This is a genomic window from Candidatus Mycoplasma mahonii (genome assembly GCF_030550815.1).
GTDB classification, from domain to species: domain Bacteria; phylum Bacillota_I; class Bacilli_A; order Mycoplasmatales; family Metamycoplasmataceae; genus Mycoplasma_O; species Mycoplasma_O mahonii.
Window position 1 is genome coordinate 208,458 of record NZ_CP114583.1, and the last position, 19,633, is coordinate 228,090.

Genomic DNA, 19,633 nt, shown 5'->3' on the forward strand with positions numbered 1-19,633 from the left:
TATTAAAATATTGATTTGAAGATAAATTTAAGAAAAAAGAAAATTATGATGATTTGATTAACGTAAGTTTTCAAAATCTTGCGGTGCTTAATTATTATTTTAAAAACTAGAAAATAGGAGAATAATATGGATATAAAAAAAACAATTTACCAAATTTACCCCTTATCATTCAAGGGTTCACGAGGAAAAGGACATGGAAATATAAAAGGCATTATAGAAAAGTTAGATTATATAAAAAAATTATCAGTTGATATGATTTGAATATCGCCAATAACATCTTCACCTATGAAAGATAATGGTTATGATGTATCTAATTACAAAAATATTAATCCTCTTTTTGGTAATATGAATGATTTTAAAACTCTTGTGAATAAAGCTAAAAATTTAGATATGGGAATTATGATGGATATAGTAATGAATCACACAAGCAATGAACATGAATGGTTTAAAAAATCTATTAATTCAATTGCACCATATGATAAATATTATGTATGAAGGGATAAACCAATAGAAAAATTTAATTCTCAATTTCAGAATAGTGCATGGACATATAACAAAATCAGAAAACAGTGATATTTACATCACTTTGCATCTGAACAACCAGATCTTAACTGGGAAAATGATGATTTAATTGAAGAATTCATTGGTGTTATCAATTTTTGAATTTCACATGGTGTTCAGGGTTTTAGATTTGATGTCATAGATATGCTTGGAAAGCAAATAGATTTGGGTAAAACAATAAACATTGATAGAGCTTATAAAATAATAAAAAAAATAGGGCTTAATACATGATTAAAAAATGACCTTTTCACAGTTGGGGAATGCTGAAGTACTTCTCGAGAAAATGTTAAAAAATATGTAAATAAAACAAATGGTTTATTTACAACAGCATTCAATGCAAGATATATGTTTGAAGGTTGATTTGACAGCAGATGAGATTTGATTCCTCCTAAAGGAAAAAACTTTATTGAAATGAAAAAATGAATTTTTGAAACAAGAAAAAGAATTGAAGCAGATTGCAATATTCCAAATTTCATCGAAAACCATGATTTTCCTAGGTCTATTTCTAGATTGTTTTCAGCTGATGGTTATGAGGCTTCAAAAGCAAAATTAATATTGATATCCTTTTTCGGATTTAATGGACACAACTTTATTTATCAAGGACAAGAATTAGGATTGACTAATCCGATTTTTGATATAAAAAATTATAACGATCCAGAAACAAAAAAATTCATTAATAATAAGCCGATTAATTTAAATTTATCATATAGAGCAAACGCAGGAACCAGAGACAATGCAAGGGCATTAATTCCATGAGAGTATAAAAAGTTTAAAAAATCATGATTAAAATTTGAATATGATGATTCAGTTATTACTCAGGCTGATCAAGAAAAGAATTTGCATTCAGTTTTATTATTTTATAAATGGTTTTTAAAATGAAAAAAATGTGAAAATAAATTTTTTTCAAAAGCAAAATTAATACCTATGTTAATTGAAAATGAAGGTATTTTTGCCTATAAATACAAAACAAAAGATAAAGAAATTGTTTTTATTAGTAATTGGAGTAATAAAAACGTGAAGATAAACATTAAAATCGGAAAAGTGATTATTGGTGAAATTGAAAATCAATGATTGTCTAAATATGGATATATAATAACGGAAATAAATAATACGAAATAATGTTATAAAATTTAGCACAACAATAACGAAAAATGATTGTGGAATTTTTTCCATGATTATTTTTAGTAATCATAATAGTTTTATAATTTAAGATGTAATAATATTAAAAGATAAAATTACATGTTCACTCTTACGTTTAAGCTTAGGAATGAACCACACACAATAAAGAAATTAAGGAGTATTACATATATGAAAAAAACTTTAAAAATTTTAGTACCGATTGGTACGGCAGGTATGATCGCATTACCATTGCTATCTACGATTTCTTGTGGATCAAAGTCCAACAACGATATAACAATTGGTATAAGACCAGAAGACCAACCCCTTTGAAATAAAGTTGCTGAACAATTTAAAAAAGCAACTGGAAAATCCGTCGGGTTTAAATGAGTCAGGGACCAAAATAATGATTATTCACTTTGATCTCCATCCGGACAAATGCCTGATATTAGTATAGCCGATTCTGGCTGAGCAAAAAGTGGAATTGAAAGAGACTGGTTCCAACATATAGATTACAAAGATATAGCTACAAATGCAGCCTTCAGAATTACTGGTCAAGATGCTGCATTTCAGGAAAAAGATATTGATGTTAGTAATATAAATGAGACTTTTGAAACAGCAATGATGGATACAATGAAAACTGATGCAATGGGCTACAATGGATTGGCGGTAATTTATGGTCCAAAAATATCTTATGCATGAAAAGCTCTTCCTACACAGAATGACCATGGAGATCCTGATGGACAACTTTTTGATATTTATGATGGCGAGACAAAATTGGAGTGATATGTTCCTTTAGATGACGGAAATGTTGAAAGAGTCACTGATTTTGATAACGGAAATTTTGAAACATCTCCTCTATTTTCTCATAAACCAGGTCATCACAGATTAATGAATACAATACCGGATGTTCAAGAATTTTTATCAAATGCAGCATCTATTGGAGATCTAAAGTTTAATAATGCCTTTAGTACATATACACATGACATTTTAGGAAATAGTGGACCTGGACAGAATGGTGCTTTGTCAAAAATAATTGCGACTGGGGTAATAGGATATGGGCAAAGATTAGCTTCCATTTCTAAAACAATATATGATAAGGTAAAAGAAGCAGATAATATCCTTGGTGGAACTTCTTCTTTATCCGGAGGGGCATATGTAGATATAGCTCCAAGTTGAGGAATGCTTGCTTATGGAGAAAAATTAATTCAAGATGATCAAAACGCAGTAGATTCTGCTAACACAAATTTAGATGAAAATAATTCTTTAAATGAGAACAAAGTATTTAACAAAGGAAAAGATTCAATGAAATGAGATTTTTCAAGTAACCCAATAATGAAAGATGACATATCTCAGTATCAAACACTTTCTTGATTACAATCAATTGGATATGCAAATAACAATTCACATGCAATAATTAATGGGTTTAAGCAAAATGGTAATGATTCTCAAGTTGGTTTTGCTAAATTGAACACATTATTTATTGGCGGAGGAGCTCTATGGCAATGAGGTGGTATTAAGACTAAAGTTGAAAGTAAATTCCCTGGCCACAATGCTGATGAGTTGCTTACCTCATTTGGACAACCTATTCAAATAACTGGGGTTGATGGATATTCGCTTAGAAAAGATTTAACCGACGATAAATTGTTACTAGCAAAAAAATTCCTTCGTTTCTTAATGCAAGAAAAAGTCGCAGCTGAAATCACAGGTAATAAAGCTAAATCAACTATAAAACCCGCGCAAAAACTTCAAGTACAAATTGAAGGAGCAAGAAAAGTTGGGTTGAATAATGCAGGTACAACTCATATTGCTGATGGAATAAGAAATGTGCCATTTACATTGGCAAAACATTCATTTGCAACCAATATGTTAAATGGAACAGATGACACATCAATTTATGATCAGTATTCTAATTTTTGGATTACAGGCACTGAACATAATTTAGAAGTAGCAACTTTAAGAACTTATGAAAATGCAATTGGTATATATAATAAAAAATACTTGAATTCATTAATAACATAATTAATAAATTAGAAAAGAAGCATAATAAAATTTATGAATAGAAAAAAAATAAAATTTAGGAAAAACGGATATATTATTGAATTTTGAAAATTTGATTCTCAAATAATTTTATATTTTTTGAGAAAGTCCTTATCATTTTTAATTGACCTAATAATTTTTATAATTGCTATAACTCTGTTAATATTTGTATTTAAAGCAAGTTTAATAAGTTCGTTCCTAATAACCTATTTTATTTTTTTTATTTATTTATTTTCTTCATGTTTATTGCTCAAAAATAGAACATTTGGAATGTTATTTACTAATTTAGTAATCGGAAGTTACGATGGTGTTGAAATTTCTAGAGGTAAATTAATAAACAGAATTTTTATAACATCCATATATTCTATACCGATTATTGGATGGGGATTACTTTTTATCACATGTATTTCAGGAATTATAAACAAGGGTATCACGCCTGTTGATATAATGTCCAAGACACAAATATTTACAAAATATTTTCACATCGAAACATGTAATATATTTAATAATATTAATTAAAAAAGGAGATATTATGGATGTAATAAAATCTGAAAGAAAATTGTATTCAAAATTAAAATACAATAAATATCAAAAAAAAGAAATCATTTTAGAGACAGTTACTGGTTGATCATTTCTTTCTCCTCTACTTGTAGTTGCTATAATATTTTCCTCTACAACTATAGTGATAGCATTTTGATTAACATTTCAAAATGGAGTATCTCTTGGAAATCTTCATTTTGTTGGTTTTGATAATTGAAAAAAAATATTTAATCCTGCTTTAGGATTAAAACATGCATTTATGAACACATTATTATATGCCGTGGTTTCTGTGCCAATAATTTTAATTATGGCACTAATAATTTCGGGTATTTTAAATGCTAGTTGAATTAAAGGCAAAAGAACATTTTTAGCCATATTCTTTCTGCCACAAGTCACATCAGCTATTGCTTCAACACTTATTTTCAAACAATTGTTTTCTAAAGGCGGAATTATTACAATTGATTATATATCAAATCCCAATATGGTAATTTGAGTTGTTATAATTTCTGCAATTTGAGGTTCTGTAGCTGGATCTTTAATTACATTTAATACAGCTTTTGCTACAATAAATAAAGATCAATATGAAGCTGCAGATTTAGATGGGGCAAATGGATTAAAAAAATTCTTAAACATATCAATGCCATCAATAGGGCCCATAATTTCATACGCCTTAATTATGGGAATTATTGGCGGTTTTGGTGTTTTTGATGGTCCATACTTGTTTGCTGCAACAACTGGTGTAGATCAAGAAAAAATGGCAACTCTTATATTCAAAGGTTTCCAATGGATAATACCGGCATCCGCCACATCAAGAGTTAACTGAGGCTTGGGAACAACAGTTTTATTCATGACTGCTATTTTAATAGCTCTAGCAACATTTATAGGTAATTTATTTTTCCCAATGTCAAAAAGAACAAATTAACAATTTGACTTTTGAATATTAATTAAAAACTAAAGATTGGAGGATCATGTTTTATACAAAAGAAGAAATATCTAAAAGACGAGTACAAATTGAAGCAAAAAATGCAAAATGAATAAATGTTTCAAAGTTGACATTTTCAAAAATAGGGGCTTATTCTATCTTAATCAGTTATGTTTTCATTTCTGTGTATCCATTTTTTTGAGCTCTATTTACATCCTTTAAGGATCCTCATTTATTGAATATAACCGGGTTAAATCCCATACCTAAAATGTGAACCACTAAAAATTATACGACATTATTTAATGGTGCAGCTTCTGATTATATTGTCCCATGAATGCAAAATACAATCATTTATTCTTTGTCAAGTTCACTTTTAAATGCAACGCTGAATTTATTGGGAGGTTATGCATTGGCACAAATAGCTCTAAAAGGAAAGAGAATTATCATGAGTTATTTCATGGTTTCAATATTGGTTCCTTCACAAGCGACTTTTGTACCAACATATTATATATTTCAAAAAATAGGAATAATAGACATTAATATATCTCCCAATTTTTTCATATTAATGATTGTATTCTCGGGAATGGCTAATATTGTTCTTACATTTATGGCAAGACAATTCTTTATGACTCAAACTAATGAGTTGGAACAAGCTGGCTCAATAGAAGGTTATAACAGAATACAAGTATTCTTCAAGGTAACGATCAGAAAAATGCTTCCATTATTTTTTACTCAAATAGTACTAGTTTTTATGGGCTCATGAAATAATTATTTAACTTTTACGCTTTTTGCAACTGGAGATCCGAATAAAATGACTATAAACTCAGGTGTATTAGTCATTGCAAGAACTGCGATAGATAAAGAAGTGGGTTATGGGCAAATGTTGGCAATGTCAAATATATCATTTGCACCCATGATGCTCATATACTTAATTTCTTTAAAAGTTCAACTAAGAGGTATAAAGGGAGGAAATAAATAATGATACAGTTAATTAAACACCAAATTCATAAATATAATAAGGCGAATCCAAAAAAAGAAATAAAAAAGAAATATGAAAGTTTTTTTAAAGATGACATAAGTGAATCAAAAAAACAATCAATAAAATTCAACGGAGTTACTAAGGTATACGAAAACGGAATCAAAGCTATAGATGATTTAAATCTTGAGATTAGCCCGGGAGAGTTTGTTGTTTTATTGGGTCCATCTGGATGTGGAAAATCGACTTTATTAAGGATGATAGCAGGATTAGAAACCGTTTCCGATGGTCACATAAAATTTAATAATACAATTGTAAACGCCGTAGCAGCAAAAGATAGAGATATCGCAATGGTTTTCCAAAATTATGCATTATATCCATTTATGTCGGTAGCCGGAAACATATCTTTTGGTCTAAAAAATAAAATGTATAAAAATAAAGTTTATAAAAATTTGAAAAAAAAAGTTAAAGAATTAAAAAATTCAAATTACAATGAAATTTCAAATTTAAAAATAGAACTAAATCTATTGAGAAACGTTGACTCTAATTTAATTGATGAATTTAAAAGGGCCCAAAGATTATTAAAAGTAGCAAAGATTAATAATGCACAAAAAGAAATTTCTAAGTATGACAAACAATGTAAAACAATGAAATTAAAAATTGATGCGGGAAAAAATGATTTAGAAAAAAAACACAAGATAAGGCAGCTAAAAATAAAAATAAAAGAATTGAAAAAATCAAAAACATCTAGCGATAGAAAGACGATTATGATTGCAGTTGCAAAAAAATTAGAATCAGCTGTTATTTGAAAAAAATATATTCCTCAAAAAGTTGAAGATGTAACAAGCATGTTGGGGATAAATATGTACCTTAAAAGAAAACCTGCAGATTTATCTGGAGGACAGCGCCAAAGGGTTGCATTAGCAAGAGCCATTTCAAAAAAAACAGGTTTATTTTTATTTGATGAACCTTTATCAAATCTTGATTCTAAATTAAGATCAAAAATGAGAACAGAAATAAGAGATATCCATGAAAAACTTTCTTCAACAAGTATTTATGTTACTCACGATCAGATTGAGGCAATGTCTATGGCGGATAAAATAGTTGTTATGAATAAAGGTTATATTCAGCAAGTAGGTACCCCATTGCAACTATTAGAAAATCCTAATAATCTTTTTGTGGCTAAATTCATAGGAAACACGGAAATAAATATTTTAAATATCAAATATAAATCATCAAATAATTTTATAAGTGATAAAAAAGGTGAGATTAGTATAACAAAATTCAATCACAAAAATAACGACATTAAAAATAATGCAAGAATTGTAGCGGGTATTAGACCCGAACATATTATTGTAGATCCTCAAATTGTTAGAAATTTTAAAATGAATAAATTTGAAGGTGAAATAGTAAAAATTGAGATTCTAGGAAATGAAGTGCTGCTAACTGTTGATTCTAAAACACTTGGCATCATAAGGTTAATATCTACAGTAGCTTATTCTCATAAAAGAGGAGAAAAAATAAAATTTGTTATAAACCCAAATAAAATTCATATATATGATAATAAAACCGGATATAATTTATTGAAAAATTTTGATGCTGAAAATGATAGAGCAAGAGATGTTTGGATAAAAGGTGAAGAAGAAAGAAAGAAAAATATATATTTAATGACAAAAGAAAAAGGTCATGTTTCATCAGTAATGCTATTAGGACTTTATATCACAAGTTTATATTCAAGCACCTCAAGAGAAATTCTAAAAACAAGAAAAGAAAAAATTGATTATGGTGATCAATTAAAAGCATCTTAATATTTATTAACTATATTTTTATATCATAATCTTTGTTCTACTTTGGGATATAATTCACACATGAATACATATGAAGCAATTGTTGTGGGTGGAGGACACGCTGGAGTTGAGGCAGTATTTGCTCTAGCTAATAAAGGACATAAAGTTGTCCTTATTACTCTTCATCAAGCCAAAATAGGGATGATGCCTTGTAATCCATCACTTGGTGGACCAGCAAAAGGTATTATCACAAGAGATGTTGATGCCCTCGGCGGAATGCAAGGAGTTTTTTCTGATCGGGCAATGATTCAAATCAAAATGTTGAATGCTTCCAAAGGGCCAGCTGTTAGGGCTTTGAGAACACAAATTGATAAAGATAAGTATTCAGAAATTATTGTTGAGGAAATGTTACAACATAAAAATATTACAATCATTGAATCAAGAGCTGATTCAATCATGTCAAAAAATAATAAAGTTACTGGCATTAAATTAGCAAATGGCAACATCATTCATTCAGATATTTTAATTTTAACAACAGGAACTTATATGGATTCATATGTTTTAGAAGGTGCTAACAAAACCTCATCAGGACCCGATGGCCAAGAGACATCTAAAGATATTTCTCAATCGCTTAGAGATTTAGGTTTAACATTGCAAAGATTAAAAACCGGGACACCACCACGAGTTCTAACTGAATCCATTGATTTTTCCAAAGTAGAAGAAGAAGATTTGGAAGTTAACGATTTTTCATTCTCTAACCGGACAAACATTAAATTGGAAAGTCAAGTTAATTGTTTTTTGACATATACAAATGAAGATACACACAAAATTATTAGAGAACATATGAATGAGTCATCTATGTATTCTGGATCAATTAATGGTGTTGGTCCTAGATATTGTCCTTCTATTGAAGATAAGGTTGTAAGATTTCATGATAAACCTAGACACCAAATTTTCTATGAACCTGAAACATCAAAAGGCGATGTCATTTATGTCAATGGTTTTTCCACATCAATGCCCATTGCTGTTCAAGCACAAATGATTAAAACACTTCCAGGGATGGAAAATGCCAAAGTGCTTAAATGAGCTTATGCTATTGAATATGATGCCATTGATCCGATGCAATTAAAACCATCACTTGAATTAAAAAATATTGAAGGGTTATTTATGGCTGGACAAATTAATGGAACTTCAGGATATGAAGAAGCAGCAGGTCAGGGAATTATTGCTGGGATTAATGCTGGACTAAAACTTGAAGGTAAAGAAGCAATTATCTTAAGAAGAGACCAATCATATATTGGTGTTATGATAGATGATTTAACAACCAAAGGCACAAATGAACCATATCGAGTTTTAACATCTAGAGCAGAGTATAGATTGCTACTTAGAAATGAAAATGCTGATGATAGGTTAAGCGAAATTGGTTACAAAGTTGGATTGCTTGATAAATCATTTTACGAAGGAGTTATTAAAAAATACAGACTTATCAATGAAAAAATTGAGGAGTTTCAAAAAGAACACCTTTCTTCTAAAACGCCTTTAGCTATTAAATATAATATTACTAATGGTCCTTCGTTATTCCAAGTTGTGGCTCGTCCAGAAGTTGATTATCATGATGTTTCTGATTTTGAATATATGTATGAAGTGTGAGTAAGAATCAGATTACATGGTTATATTAAAAAACAGAAAACAACGGCAAAGAAAATGATACGTCTCGAGAGTCTTAAGATTCCTGAAGATATTAATTATAATCAAGTGCAAAACCTAGCAACAGAGGCTATTCAAAAACTATTGGTTATTAAACCTATTACAATCGGGCAAGCTTCAAGAATATCTGGTATTAATCCTGCTGATATCCAAATGTTAATGTTTCACATGAACATAAGGCACAAAAATAATGAAGATTAATATCATTGCAGTTGGTAAATTACAAAATAATTTAAAAGTGCAATTCAATGATTACATGAAAAAAATTAATTTTTATGCTAATCTAAATGTTATTGAACTCAAGGAAATCAATCATAAAAATACAGCTGTCCAAATTTGCAAGGAAACCAATGAAATTATTGACCACATCCCAAAAGCTTCTAAAGTCTTTTTGTGTTCTTTGGCAGGGCCACAATATACTTCCAAGGAATTCAGTGAATTTCTTAATGAGGATAATATGACATTTATTATTGGTGGATCTTATGGTGTTGATGAAAATCAATTTAAAACAAAAATAGCCTTTTCAAAAATGACACTCCCTCATCAAATGTTTAGAGTTATGCTTGTTGAGCAAATATTCCGCGGCTTATCAATTAAAAATGGTAGCAAGTACCACAAATAAAGATTGTAAAAAATACCCATTTTAATAGGGTGTTTTATAGTCTATTTTTTAGATAATTGGGAATGTTATTTAAATTAATGTGACAATAACCCGATTTATTTTTATCAAGATATTCTTGGTGATTTTCTTCAGCGGTAACATAATTTTTAATTGACGTTATTTCAATTACACTTTCATCGTTATTCTTTTCTCATGTCTTAAGACATTCTTTTAATGAGTTAAGTAAATTATTATCACTAGAATAAAGACCAACACAATATTGAATTCCAATATCATTGCCTTGTTTATTTAATGAATAAGGATCAATGATTCTTATATAAGAATCAAAAAGATCTTGAATAGATAATATTTTTTCATCAAACTCCACCCTTGCAACTTCTGAATGTCCAAGAGCATTGCAAACCTCTTCGTAAGTGGCTTTATCAACAGGGCCATTAGCATAACCAACTTCAGTATTGGCCACACCTTTTATTTTGCTATAGTATTTCTCTACACCTCAAAAACACCCGGCACCAATATATATTATTTTCATAAATTTATTATATACCTTTGGGAAATAACCTTCTCCATTTAATTTTATGATTATTTTGAACATCTATAAGCATTTAAAAATGTATAGTTAAATTTTAAATCTTAAGAGATTTATTTTGTTATTAATGCAAATATTATTTTTTAATTTATCTCTCTTAATAGCAAGTGGTGATAAGTGAGTTGCATCATCCAATTCTAATATAAATTCATATTCAAAATAATAATGATCATTCTCCAAATAATAATCGCAAAAAATAAAATCAAAATGCATTTTATAGGAAGAAAAATAATCTATATTTAGTATTTTTTTCATACTTACACATGGTAATATAATTTTTTTTGCTTTTAGTTTTTCTGCTATTTTTTTTCACCAAAATAATTCTCTTTTAGACATAATTTTTTTGACTTTGTTAATCAAAGGATTATATTTTAAATTTGTAAATGAAAGTTTTTCATAAGATAAGAAATTATTTGATGAATATATAATTTCATCATTGTTAATTACCATATGTATGGTTCCTTTATCATCAAAAATAATAATATCAAATATTTCTTTTGAATATTTAATATCTTTTATTTCATTATCTACATCAATATCTCTAACACCGAATGATATAAATAGACCATTATTGACTGCAATATCGAATAACTTTTTATTAATTTTTTCAAAAAATGAATTTTGTTCTTCTAAAAAATTTCTTATTTTCGGTTTATTAGATCATGAACTTATTTGAGAATTCAATATATCTGATGAATTATTTACATTATTAACTGATTTAATATAATCAATCAAAGAATTTAATTCATTAGCACTTTTATTTTCTATATTTTTAAGGCTTTCAAGTGTTTTACTACCAATGACTAAATGGAATCTATTTTTAGCCCTTGATACAGCCACATTCAATAATCGGGGGTTATTTAAAAACTTATTAATATTATTCTTATTAAGAAATTTATTTTCAATATAATAAATAATCGTGTCATTTTCATATCCTTGGAATTTATGTGTTGTTCCAGTTTTTGATATAAGTGTTTTTACTTTATCAATACTCCTGTAAGGGCTCATTAGTGCAATTTTTTGATCTTTCATTTTGATTAATGAATCATATTTCTTTTCAATAACATTGATATATTCAGAAAAATCACCTTCATATATATCTAACAACATATTTTTATTTTTATTTTTATTTTTATTTTTATTTTGATTATTATCAGCTCGCATTATTTTTAATTCATAATTATAATATCTGTTGAAAAAATTTGCAATCCACGGAACACATCTTCAATGATCTTTAAGCATTATTGTTGCATTTTTAGGTAATCCATTTTCTATTATGTTTGGAACAGAATTTTTAACATTTCGATACAACAAAGGTATTTGTGTTTTTTGGAAAATTTCTTCTTCTTTTTTTTCATCCAAAGGAACAACAGCCTCCAATTGTTCTGTGTCTCCTAATAAAATTATATTTTTAAAATATTGAGATATACCAAAAATAGAATGTATGCTTGTTTGAGCTGCCTCATCCACGATTAAATAATCAATTTTTTCTTTTTGGTTGACAAAAGAGGTTATAGATAATGTTGTTGTGAATACAATAGGAAATAAATCCGAAAGAGAAGTATTATTACATTTTCGTTCATTAAAAACTTTTTTTAATATATTTGCTCCAGAAGTATTTTTGGTATTTAAATTATTCATATAAGATACGATTTTTGGTAATACTTTATTTCTCTTTCTCAGGAATTCATTATTGTATTTTTTAACATGGTTTTGTGTTATTTTTGAAGTGTTTATTATATCTTGAAAAATTTCAGTAATTTTTTTGTCATTTTCAGAATTATAATATCCTAAAATTGTATCCAAATGAGAAATAATAATTTTTAATTTTTCAAGTGCAACAATTTCTTTTCCATCGTTATAGTGAAATTGAAAAGGGTTTATTTTATAGACCCTTATTTGATTAAGAAGTTTTCTTTTTTTCTTTTTTTTCAATATATTAACTATAAAAAATCAGTGATGTTTATTTGTTTTAGTCATTTTTAAAATTAAATCTCTTAATTCCTTTGTTTTTAAGTATAAATTCAACGCTTCATTTCTAGGGTCTTTTTTGTTATTAATTTCATTGAATTCTTCTGATAATCCAACGAAATCATTAAAAAATGATAATGAATTTTTTTTAACGGTATGATTAAAATTTGCTTCTTGAAGACTGCTAATTTTTGAAGACACATCAATTAAATTTTTCTTAACAACGCTCTCATATTCTTCTTTTTCAACAATTGATTTGCAAAACTTTTCTTTAAACAATTCATTAAGTATATCATTATTGCCCAATCTTATAGTAGGCATGTTTTTGAGGATATCATCTTTATTTAATGAATTCAATATGTTATCAACTGCTTCATTGTTTGAACTTGCCACAAAAACTCTTTTCTTATTCAAATACAAAGAAGCCAATAAATCTTTTATAAGAGTTGTTTTTCCTGTTCCAGGAGGACCTTTTATATTTAAAATTTTTCTTTTATGTGATAAATTTAGTGCTATGAGTTGTTCAATGTTTAATGGATTTCCTGATGTTTCATTAGAATAAACAAAAGTTTTTAAATTATCGGAATTTAAATATTTATTACTTTTTTTATTATTTTTTTTAAATAATAAATTAATTACTTCATTATTTTTATCAACAAAAGAACTTTGAAGATGATTATCCAGAAAATTTTGCTGAAAATTGGATCCATTTCCTTTATTTTCTTGTTTTTTCAAATTCAACATGGTGTTTATGTTTCAATAATAATCAAGCAAGTGATCTTTCCTTCTGCCCTTTGCTTTTATGTCTTCTTCAAGGGTTGCCTTGTTTCTCTTTTTTCAATGTTCTCTAACTATATTTCACAATTCATTATTTTCCTCATTTTCAATACTTTTAAATCCTATTTTAAGATAATTAAGTTTATGATTATCATTACTGAAATCGTGTTTTTTATTGAATAACTTCATTGTTTCTTGGAAAAAAAATAAAAATATTTCTGATTCTGTTAATTCAATATAGTTTTTTTTCTTATTTACTCAAAATACAAAGTTTTCTTTTGTTTTTTTTAAAGTATCATCAAATAAAAATTCATATGATTTCATATAATAATTTTACACTAAATAGTAATATACTTTAAAAGTTAGCTGTTTCTACTTATTAGTGATTTAGTATTTATATCATCAGATGATTCTACTTTTGATTAGCAACTTTAAAAGCGCCATTATGTTTTTTATAAATAGATTTTGTTTTTAAAGGATTTTTAATAATATCTTGCCACATCATATTTTGTCCTCTAGTGTCATAACTCTGTTTGACATTCTTTTCAATAAAAAGAATGTCATTGTTAATGATACTTAATGAACTAGATGTTCTTAATTGTAAGATACATAGCTCAAAAGATGTATATCACAATATGGTAGTGGTTATTGTGCCCCTTTGAATATCCATTCCCACTGAACCCATTAATAAGATATCAAGACCTAAATTAATAAAAATGGGTATAGGCATCGCAAGTAATATTTCTTTATTTCTAGTTTTAGCTCTAAATAAACCAACTATGATTTGATTAAAGACCATAAATGGTGATCATATAATCATCCGTCAATCATACCTATAAGCTTGTTCAGAAACTATTTTGGCATTATGACTATCAGTAAACATTGAACTCATTCATGTTTTTGAGACTAGCATTAAGATTGGTATCATAACGATTGAAGTAAGCATACCAGTTCTCATGGTATTAATAGCTTTCTTTTCTTTATTGGTTCCTAAGTTAATGGAGAACCTAATGGTAACTCATGCCGCAAATAATAACACAAGACCCATTAGCAAGGCATTAATAGGACCAAATTATTCCATAAATGTTCTTACCCCATTTGCTCATTAAACATAGGGTTTGTTGATGTATAAGAATCATTAACAAACTTAACAGAAAGGATTGCATTTGAAAAAGTATATAGACCAAAAATATCATCATCACAATAGTAGGAATAGACATTTTGAAAATAGTTTTTCATAAATTACTTTTCAAAAACAATTTATCTTGTGCTGTTTTATGTGTTTGATTCATATAAAGTCCTTTTTAGGTAGTGCCAATTAAACTTTATTACTTAGAAAATAAATTTAATTGGAGTTTATTGTATTAATTTAAAAAAGGTTGCTTCATGCAAAATCAACTGACATCATTATGACCAAAACATTATTAAACATACAAATCATTATGAGTAGACCTTAAATAAACGATATCTTTATAAAATTACTAAAGAATTAAATATCAGAATATAAAGGTTCAATTATTAATAATTTATGTTAATTTTGTTGATTATTAATAACTTTATGTTGATTTTTTTGTTTCCATTTCAATATATAATAAGACTATGGAAAAAATTAAAGCATTTTTTAGTAAACACAAATTAGAGAGAAGTTGAACTAATAAAAAAATGGCTTTTATATCAATCTTGATTGCAACATCCGTGGCATTTGTGTTAGTTTTTGTGGCGATAATCCCCTTAACTGCATTACCACAATTTAAATTAGCAATTGGTGGTCTACCAATCAAATTAACTGGATATATTTTTGGACCAATTGTAGGTGGATTAACAGGCCTTCTATCTGATTTAATATCTTTTATGTTTGTCCCAACCTATTATCATTACTACTATACTATTGCCTGAATAGCGGCCGGTTTTGTACCTGGCATGGTCGGATTTATGATGAATAGGTCTAAAAGAAAACGTGATAGAATTGCAAGAGAAAATAATGAAAATGTTATTGAACAATATTCGATTGCTAATTTTATCGTGACTCTATTTGTTCTTGCAACAGTTTTCTTTACCTTATTTACTTTCATATATATGACACCAGAAGAAACATTTGCTTTGCAAAAACTTATTACAAGTAAGTATGTATTTATGGCTTTAACTTTAATTGGTGTTGCTACCATCTTTGTTGGGTTAATTATTGTGAGATTTATTTTAAAAGCAAAAACATTTAATGCCTTATTACCCATTGTGGTACTTACGGTCATTTTGGAACTCATTAATACTCCGCTTCTTGGACTTGGTGATCAAAGATCTACCTTGCAAAATGCATCATTAATAACAACAATGACCCCCCACTTGTTGATGTCACCGTTAAAGATGTGGGGTAATATTATTATTATCTCTGTCGCATTTAGAATTCTTTCACCTCTTATTTACAATAAAACTAATAACGGTTGAAATAAATAATTTTTATGTTTATAATATTTGTATGAACATATATTTATGTGGACCAACGGTTTATTCAGAAGTACATATTGGTAATTTAAAACCAATATTAACATTTGATATCTTTATAAGGTCACTTCGTTACTTAGATAAGAAAGTGATTTTTATTCATAACATCACAGATATTGATGATAATATAATTACCAAGGCAAGCTCACTGGGGGTTACAGAAATAGAAATTTCTGAAAAATATGCTAATCTATATTTAGAAGAACTAAAGACATATAATATTATTGAACCAAATGAAATGCCTAAGGTAACAACAAATATTGAAGGGATCGTTAATTTAATTTCTAGGCTCATTAAAACTAAGAGTGCTTACATCGTTAATAGCAATGTTTATTTTGATGTTAATAGTCAAAATGGTTATGGAAAACTTTCCAATAGGAGTTTAGAGACCATCAGGTCATCATCATCTTCCGAAAAACGCAATGATGAAGATTTCGCCTTATGAAAAAGCACTGACATGGGTGTGCAATTTAATTCTCCTTGAGGCAAAGGTAGACCAGGATGGCACACTGAATGTGCCTATTTCATTGAAAAGTATACCAGGAACCAGGGAAGTGATCTTCATGGTGGTGGTATTGACTTACTATTTCCGCATCATGAAAACGAGAATATTCAGTTCATCGCACTGCATAATAAGCCTATTACTAAAGAATGAAAGCATATTGGTCATGTAATGATGGATGATGCTAAAATGTCAAAATCTCTAGGAAATGTATTTGGTTCAAAAGAATTTGCTCAGGAATTTGGAGCTGATACATTAAGATTTTTATACTTAACCTCATCTATAACTGCACCAGTTAATTTAAAACAAACAGAAATTGAGCAAGCAAAAAATAAAATTGATAGCTTTCATAAAGTATTTAATAAAGCTCAACTTGTTGGCATGGCACCATTAGCAAGTGAAAAAATTAAAGAAATAGCTATTCATATTTCGCAATGGAAATTTTCCAAGGCTCTTAAAAATGTCTATCAAATTATTAAATTTTTTAATAATAATCCCAGTCCCGAATCAGCTAAAGATGTTTATGAAATAATAAAATTACTAGGATTTAGCTTCACTAACAACAAAATTTCTGAAAATGATAAAAACGATTACCATGAGTGGAAATGTTTATTGGTAAATAAAAATTTCGATATGGCTGATAAGGTTAGAACAAAATTAATTAAAAATAAAATAATTTAATAATAAAAAGGTGGTTTATAGTGGGAAAATTAATATGTGGAAAAAACTCATTGTTGGATGCAATAAAAGGACAATTGCCGATAAGGAAGATTTATATATCTAATTCATTAGGGATTAAAGTTGATAGTAGCATCGAAGTTATTATCAAGTCTAAAAAAGAATTGGACATGATGACAAACCTAAATCATCAAGGTTATATTGCAGAAATTGCAGACATTCATTATTACTCATTTGATGAGCTTATGAACGATAAACCGGCAAGAGTTATTATTCTTGATCACATTCAAGACCCACACAATTTTGGAGCTATCATACGAACAGCAAATGTTTTTGGGATTAAACACATTATTATTCCCAAAGATCGGGCAGTTTCAGTTACGGATACTGTTTTAAAAATAGCTTCAGGCGGTATTGTCAGTATGAAAATAATTAAAGTGTCTTCAATAAGTTCAATCGTGACAAAATTAAAAAAAGGAGGTTTTTGAATATATGGCACCGCAATAGAAAATGGTTTAAACATCGATCAAATATCATTCAATTATCCTCTTGCACTTATTTTTGGCAATGAGGGTAGTGGAGTTTCAAAACCACTGTTGAAGATGTCTGATCAAAACATTTTTATTAAAATGAGTGGTACTGTTCAATCATTGAATGTTTCTGTTGCTGCCGGTGTCATAATATTTAAAACAAGAAATGAATAAACAATTATTTATGAAAGAAATAGACGCTAAATATAAATTTTTATTTAGAAAAGTAATTAGGCAAAATTTAAGCAAGTTTAATGGTGTGCCTATTGACTGAGAGGATGTTTATTATGAATTTCTGTATTATGTTGAAGAAATTAATGCCAAATACGATTCTTCAAAAGGGGTTAATGAGGCATCATACCTAGCTCTTCAAGCAAAGTATTTTACATTAAATAAATGCAGATTTTATTCCACAAATAAATTCAAGATTCTTAATCAAGCTATATCTCTTGAAGACATTTATTTACCATTATCTGATGTTGGAGTTGAAATAAAAGAAAACCAATTTGATTTATCAGTTCTGAATAACTTAGAGATTTTTGTTTACAAAAATAATATTCTTGATGGTATTAGCATCCGTAAAATATCAAAGGAATGCGGCGTAAGTTATGCTGCTTTAAGGAGAGCGAGAATATCATTAAAAAATAAAATGGGTAAACAAATTGAATAATTAATTGTATATAATTAGTTCATGTCAAAAAAAAAGTTTGCATTAGCATGCACAATTTGTAAGCAAAAAAATTACTTTGAAACCAAGTCCAATGGGCCGAGGTTGGAAAAGCAAAAATTTTGTAAAAAATGTGCCACTAAAACATTGCACAAGGAAGAAAAATAATGAATTGATTAAAAAAAATAGTTAAAGAAATCAAAAGAGTAAGATGGCCAACTGCAAATGATGCCAATAGAACATACGTCATTACATTGATTTTTATGATAATTTCCTCATTAATTTTATTTGGGGTAGCAATTGGTTTTACGACATTATGAAGCACATGAGGAGTTGGTTTAAATGGATAAAAAATGATATATGGTTACAACTATTTCTGGAAAAGAAGAAAAAGTTATTGAATCTTTAAAAAACAGAATTGTGGCTGAGGATCTTAAAGAATTTGTGATTGATGATTTCAAGATTATGCTTGTTCCACATTTATCGCCTAAAGAATTTGATAAGAAAAACCATGGGGAAGAATTTAAAGTTAGAGAAAAAAATCTTTTCCCGGGTTATATATTTCTTAAAATGGATATGACAAATGAAGCATGATTTATTGTGCGTAATACTCAATATGTCACTGGCCTAGTTGGATCATCAGGTCATAGAGCTAAACCAACACCTGTTTCAAACTTAGAAATTAGAAGAATGGAAAAGGCTGTTGAAAAAGCAAGAAATGATTTTGATGAAGGAAAAATTAAATCACCTTTTCTTGTGGGAACAATTGTAGAAGTCGTTGATGGTCCTACAAAAGGTCAATCAGGTCCTGTTATTGAAACAAATGATGATCGTGGAGTTTCTGTTGTGGAATTAATTCTTTTTGAAAGAAAAACTGCTACAGAAATTGAACATAAATATCTGAAAGTAAAATAATTTTTGTATATAATAATTAAGCACTAATTTTTAGTGTTTTAATGTGGGGGGATAGCAAAGCGGTCAAATGCGGGTGGCTGTAACCCACTTCCTTCTGGTTCGGGGGTTCGAATCCCTCTCCCCCCACCATATTATTGCCCCTTAGCCAAGCGGTAAGGCATCGGTTTTTGGTATCGACATGCGTTGGTTCGAATCCAGCAGGGGCAGCCATATCACCTTTAGGGGTGTTTTTTT

At 28.3% G+C, this 19,633-nt stretch carries 17 protein-coding genes and 2 tRNA genes; 16 read left to right on the forward strand and 3 right to left on the reverse strand.

The window, feature by feature from the left end; translation table 4 throughout:
* Positions 1-126: 126 nt before the first annotated feature.
* From O3I44_RS00980 to O3I44_RS01010, 7 genes are all read left to right on the forward strand, one after another.
* Entirely contained in the window at positions 127-1,680 is a 1,554-nt protein-coding gene (locus O3I44_RS00980; RefSeq protein WP_303717334.1) for an alpha-amylase family glycosyl hydrolase, read from the forward strand.
* A gap of 189 nt (positions 1,681-1,869) precedes the next feature.
* Entirely contained in the window at positions 1,870-3,699 is a 1,830-nt protein-coding gene (locus tag O3I44_RS00985) for a hypothetical protein (RefSeq protein WP_303717335.1), read from the forward strand.
* 550 nt (positions 3,700-4,249) lie between these two features.
* Complete coding sequence (locus O3I44_RS00990) at positions 4,250-5,179, forward strand: carbohydrate ABC transporter permease (protein WP_303717336.1); 930 nt, start codon at positions 4,250-4,252, stop codon at positions 5,177-5,179.
* A gap of 46 nt (positions 5,180-5,225) precedes the next feature.
* Positions 5,226-6,158, forward strand: a complete 933-nt coding sequence (locus O3I44_RS00995) for a carbohydrate ABC transporter permease (protein WP_303717337.1) — start codon at positions 5,226-5,228, stop codon at positions 6,156-6,158.
* Positions 6,158-7,963 (forward strand): ABC transporter ATP-binding protein, encoded by a 1,806-nt coding sequence (locus tag O3I44_RS01000; protein WP_303717338.1) that lies wholly within the window; start codon positions 6,158-6,160, stop codon positions 7,961-7,963. The genes O3I44_RS00995 and O3I44_RS01000 overlap by 1 nt, the downstream gene beginning before the upstream one ends.
* Positions 7,964-8,023: 60 nt before the next feature.
* Entirely contained in the window at positions 8,024-9,850 is a 1,827-nt protein-coding gene (gene mnmG, locus O3I44_RS01005) for a tRNA uridine-5-carboxymethylaminomethyl(34) synthesis enzyme MnmG (protein ID WP_303717339.1), read from the forward strand.
* Positions 9,840-10,271 carry a 23S rRNA (pseudouridine(1915)-N(3))-methyltransferase RlmH gene (locus O3I44_RS01010; protein WP_303717340.1) on the forward strand — a complete coding sequence of 144 codons (432 nt, stop codon included), beginning with the start codon at positions 9,840-9,842 and terminating at the stop codon, positions 10,269-10,271. The genes mnmG and O3I44_RS01010 overlap by 11 nt, the downstream gene beginning before the upstream one ends.
* Before the next feature lie 34 nt (positions 10,272-10,305).
* On the opposite strand, the gene msrA is transcribed toward O3I44_RS01010, so the two are convergent.
* From msrA to O3I44_RS01025, 3 genes are all read right to left on the reverse strand, one after another.
* Positions 10,306-10,803 carry a peptide-methionine (S)-S-oxide reductase MsrA gene (msrA, locus tag O3I44_RS01015; protein ID WP_303717341.1) on the reverse strand — a complete coding sequence of 166 codons (498 nt, stop codon included), beginning with the start codon at positions 10,801-10,803 and terminating at the stop codon, positions 10,306-10,308.
* A gap of 87 nt (positions 10,804-10,890) precedes the next feature.
* Positions 10,891-13,932: a DEAD/DEAH box helicase gene (locus tag O3I44_RS01020; RefSeq protein ID WP_303717342.1), complete on the reverse strand. Its 3,042-nt coding sequence runs from the start codon at positions 13,930-13,932 to the stop codon at positions 10,891-10,893.
* An 88-nt stretch (positions 13,933-14,020) separates the two neighbouring features.
* Positions 14,021-14,656 carry an MATE family efflux transporter gene (locus tag O3I44_RS01025; protein WP_303717343.1) on the reverse strand — a complete coding sequence of 212 codons (636 nt, stop codon included), beginning with the start codon at positions 14,654-14,656 and terminating at the stop codon, positions 14,021-14,023.
* Between the two features lie 551 nt (positions 14,657-15,207).
* On the opposite strand from O3I44_RS01025, the gene O3I44_RS01030 reads away from it, so the two are divergent.
* The 9 genes from O3I44_RS01030 to O3I44_RS01070 all read left to right on the forward strand — a co-directional run bounded on the left by O3I44_RS01030 (position 15,208) and on the right by O3I44_RS01070 (position 19,609).
* Positions 15,208-16,059 (forward strand): ECF transporter S component, encoded by an 852-nt coding sequence (locus tag O3I44_RS01030; protein WP_303717344.1) that lies wholly within the window; start codon positions 15,208-15,210, stop codon positions 16,057-16,059.
* Positions 16,060-16,081: 22 nt separating this feature from the next.
* Positions 16,082-17,290, forward strand: a complete 1,209-nt coding sequence (gene cysS / locus O3I44_RS01035) for a cysteine--tRNA ligase (RefSeq protein ID WP_303717345.1) — start codon at positions 16,082-16,084, stop codon at positions 17,288-17,290.
* Positions 17,291-17,310: 20 nt separating this feature from the next.
* Positions 17,311-17,991: a 23S rRNA (guanosine(2251)-2'-O)-methyltransferase RlmB gene (gene rlmB, locus O3I44_RS01040; RefSeq protein WP_303717346.1), complete on the forward strand. Its 681-nt coding sequence runs from the start codon at positions 17,311-17,313 to the stop codon at positions 17,989-17,991.
* A complete protein-coding gene (locus O3I44_RS01045; RefSeq protein ID WP_303717347.1) occupies positions 17,984-18,487 on the forward strand; it encodes a hypothetical protein in 504 nt (167 codons plus the stop codon). Before rlmB ends, O3I44_RS01045 begins: the two co-directional genes overlap by 8 nt.
* Positions 18,488-18,508: 21 nt before the next feature.
* Positions 18,509-18,652, forward strand: a complete 144-nt coding sequence (gene rpmG, locus O3I44_RS01050; protein ID WP_303717348.1) for a 50S ribosomal protein L33 — start codon at positions 18,509-18,511, stop codon at positions 18,650-18,652.
* A complete protein-coding gene (gene secE, locus O3I44_RS01055; RefSeq protein ID WP_303717349.1) occupies positions 18,652-18,834 on the forward strand; it encodes a preprotein translocase subunit SecE in 183 nt (60 codons plus the stop codon). The genes rpmG and secE overlap by 1 nt, the downstream gene beginning before the upstream one ends.
* Positions 18,827-19,399 (forward strand): transcription termination/antitermination protein NusG, encoded by a 573-nt coding sequence (gene nusG / locus O3I44_RS01060; RefSeq protein WP_303717350.1) that lies wholly within the window; start codon positions 18,827-18,829, stop codon positions 19,397-19,399. The genes secE and nusG overlap by 8 nt, the downstream gene beginning before the upstream one ends.
* Positions 19,400-19,444: 45 nt before the next feature.
* A tRNA-Tyr gene (locus O3I44_RS01065) sits at positions 19,445-19,528 on the forward strand.
* A 6-nt stretch (positions 19,529-19,534) separates the two neighbouring features.
* Positions 19,535-19,609, forward strand: a tRNA-Gln gene (locus O3I44_RS01070).
* The last annotated feature ends 24 nt before the right edge of the window (positions 19,610-19,633 follow it).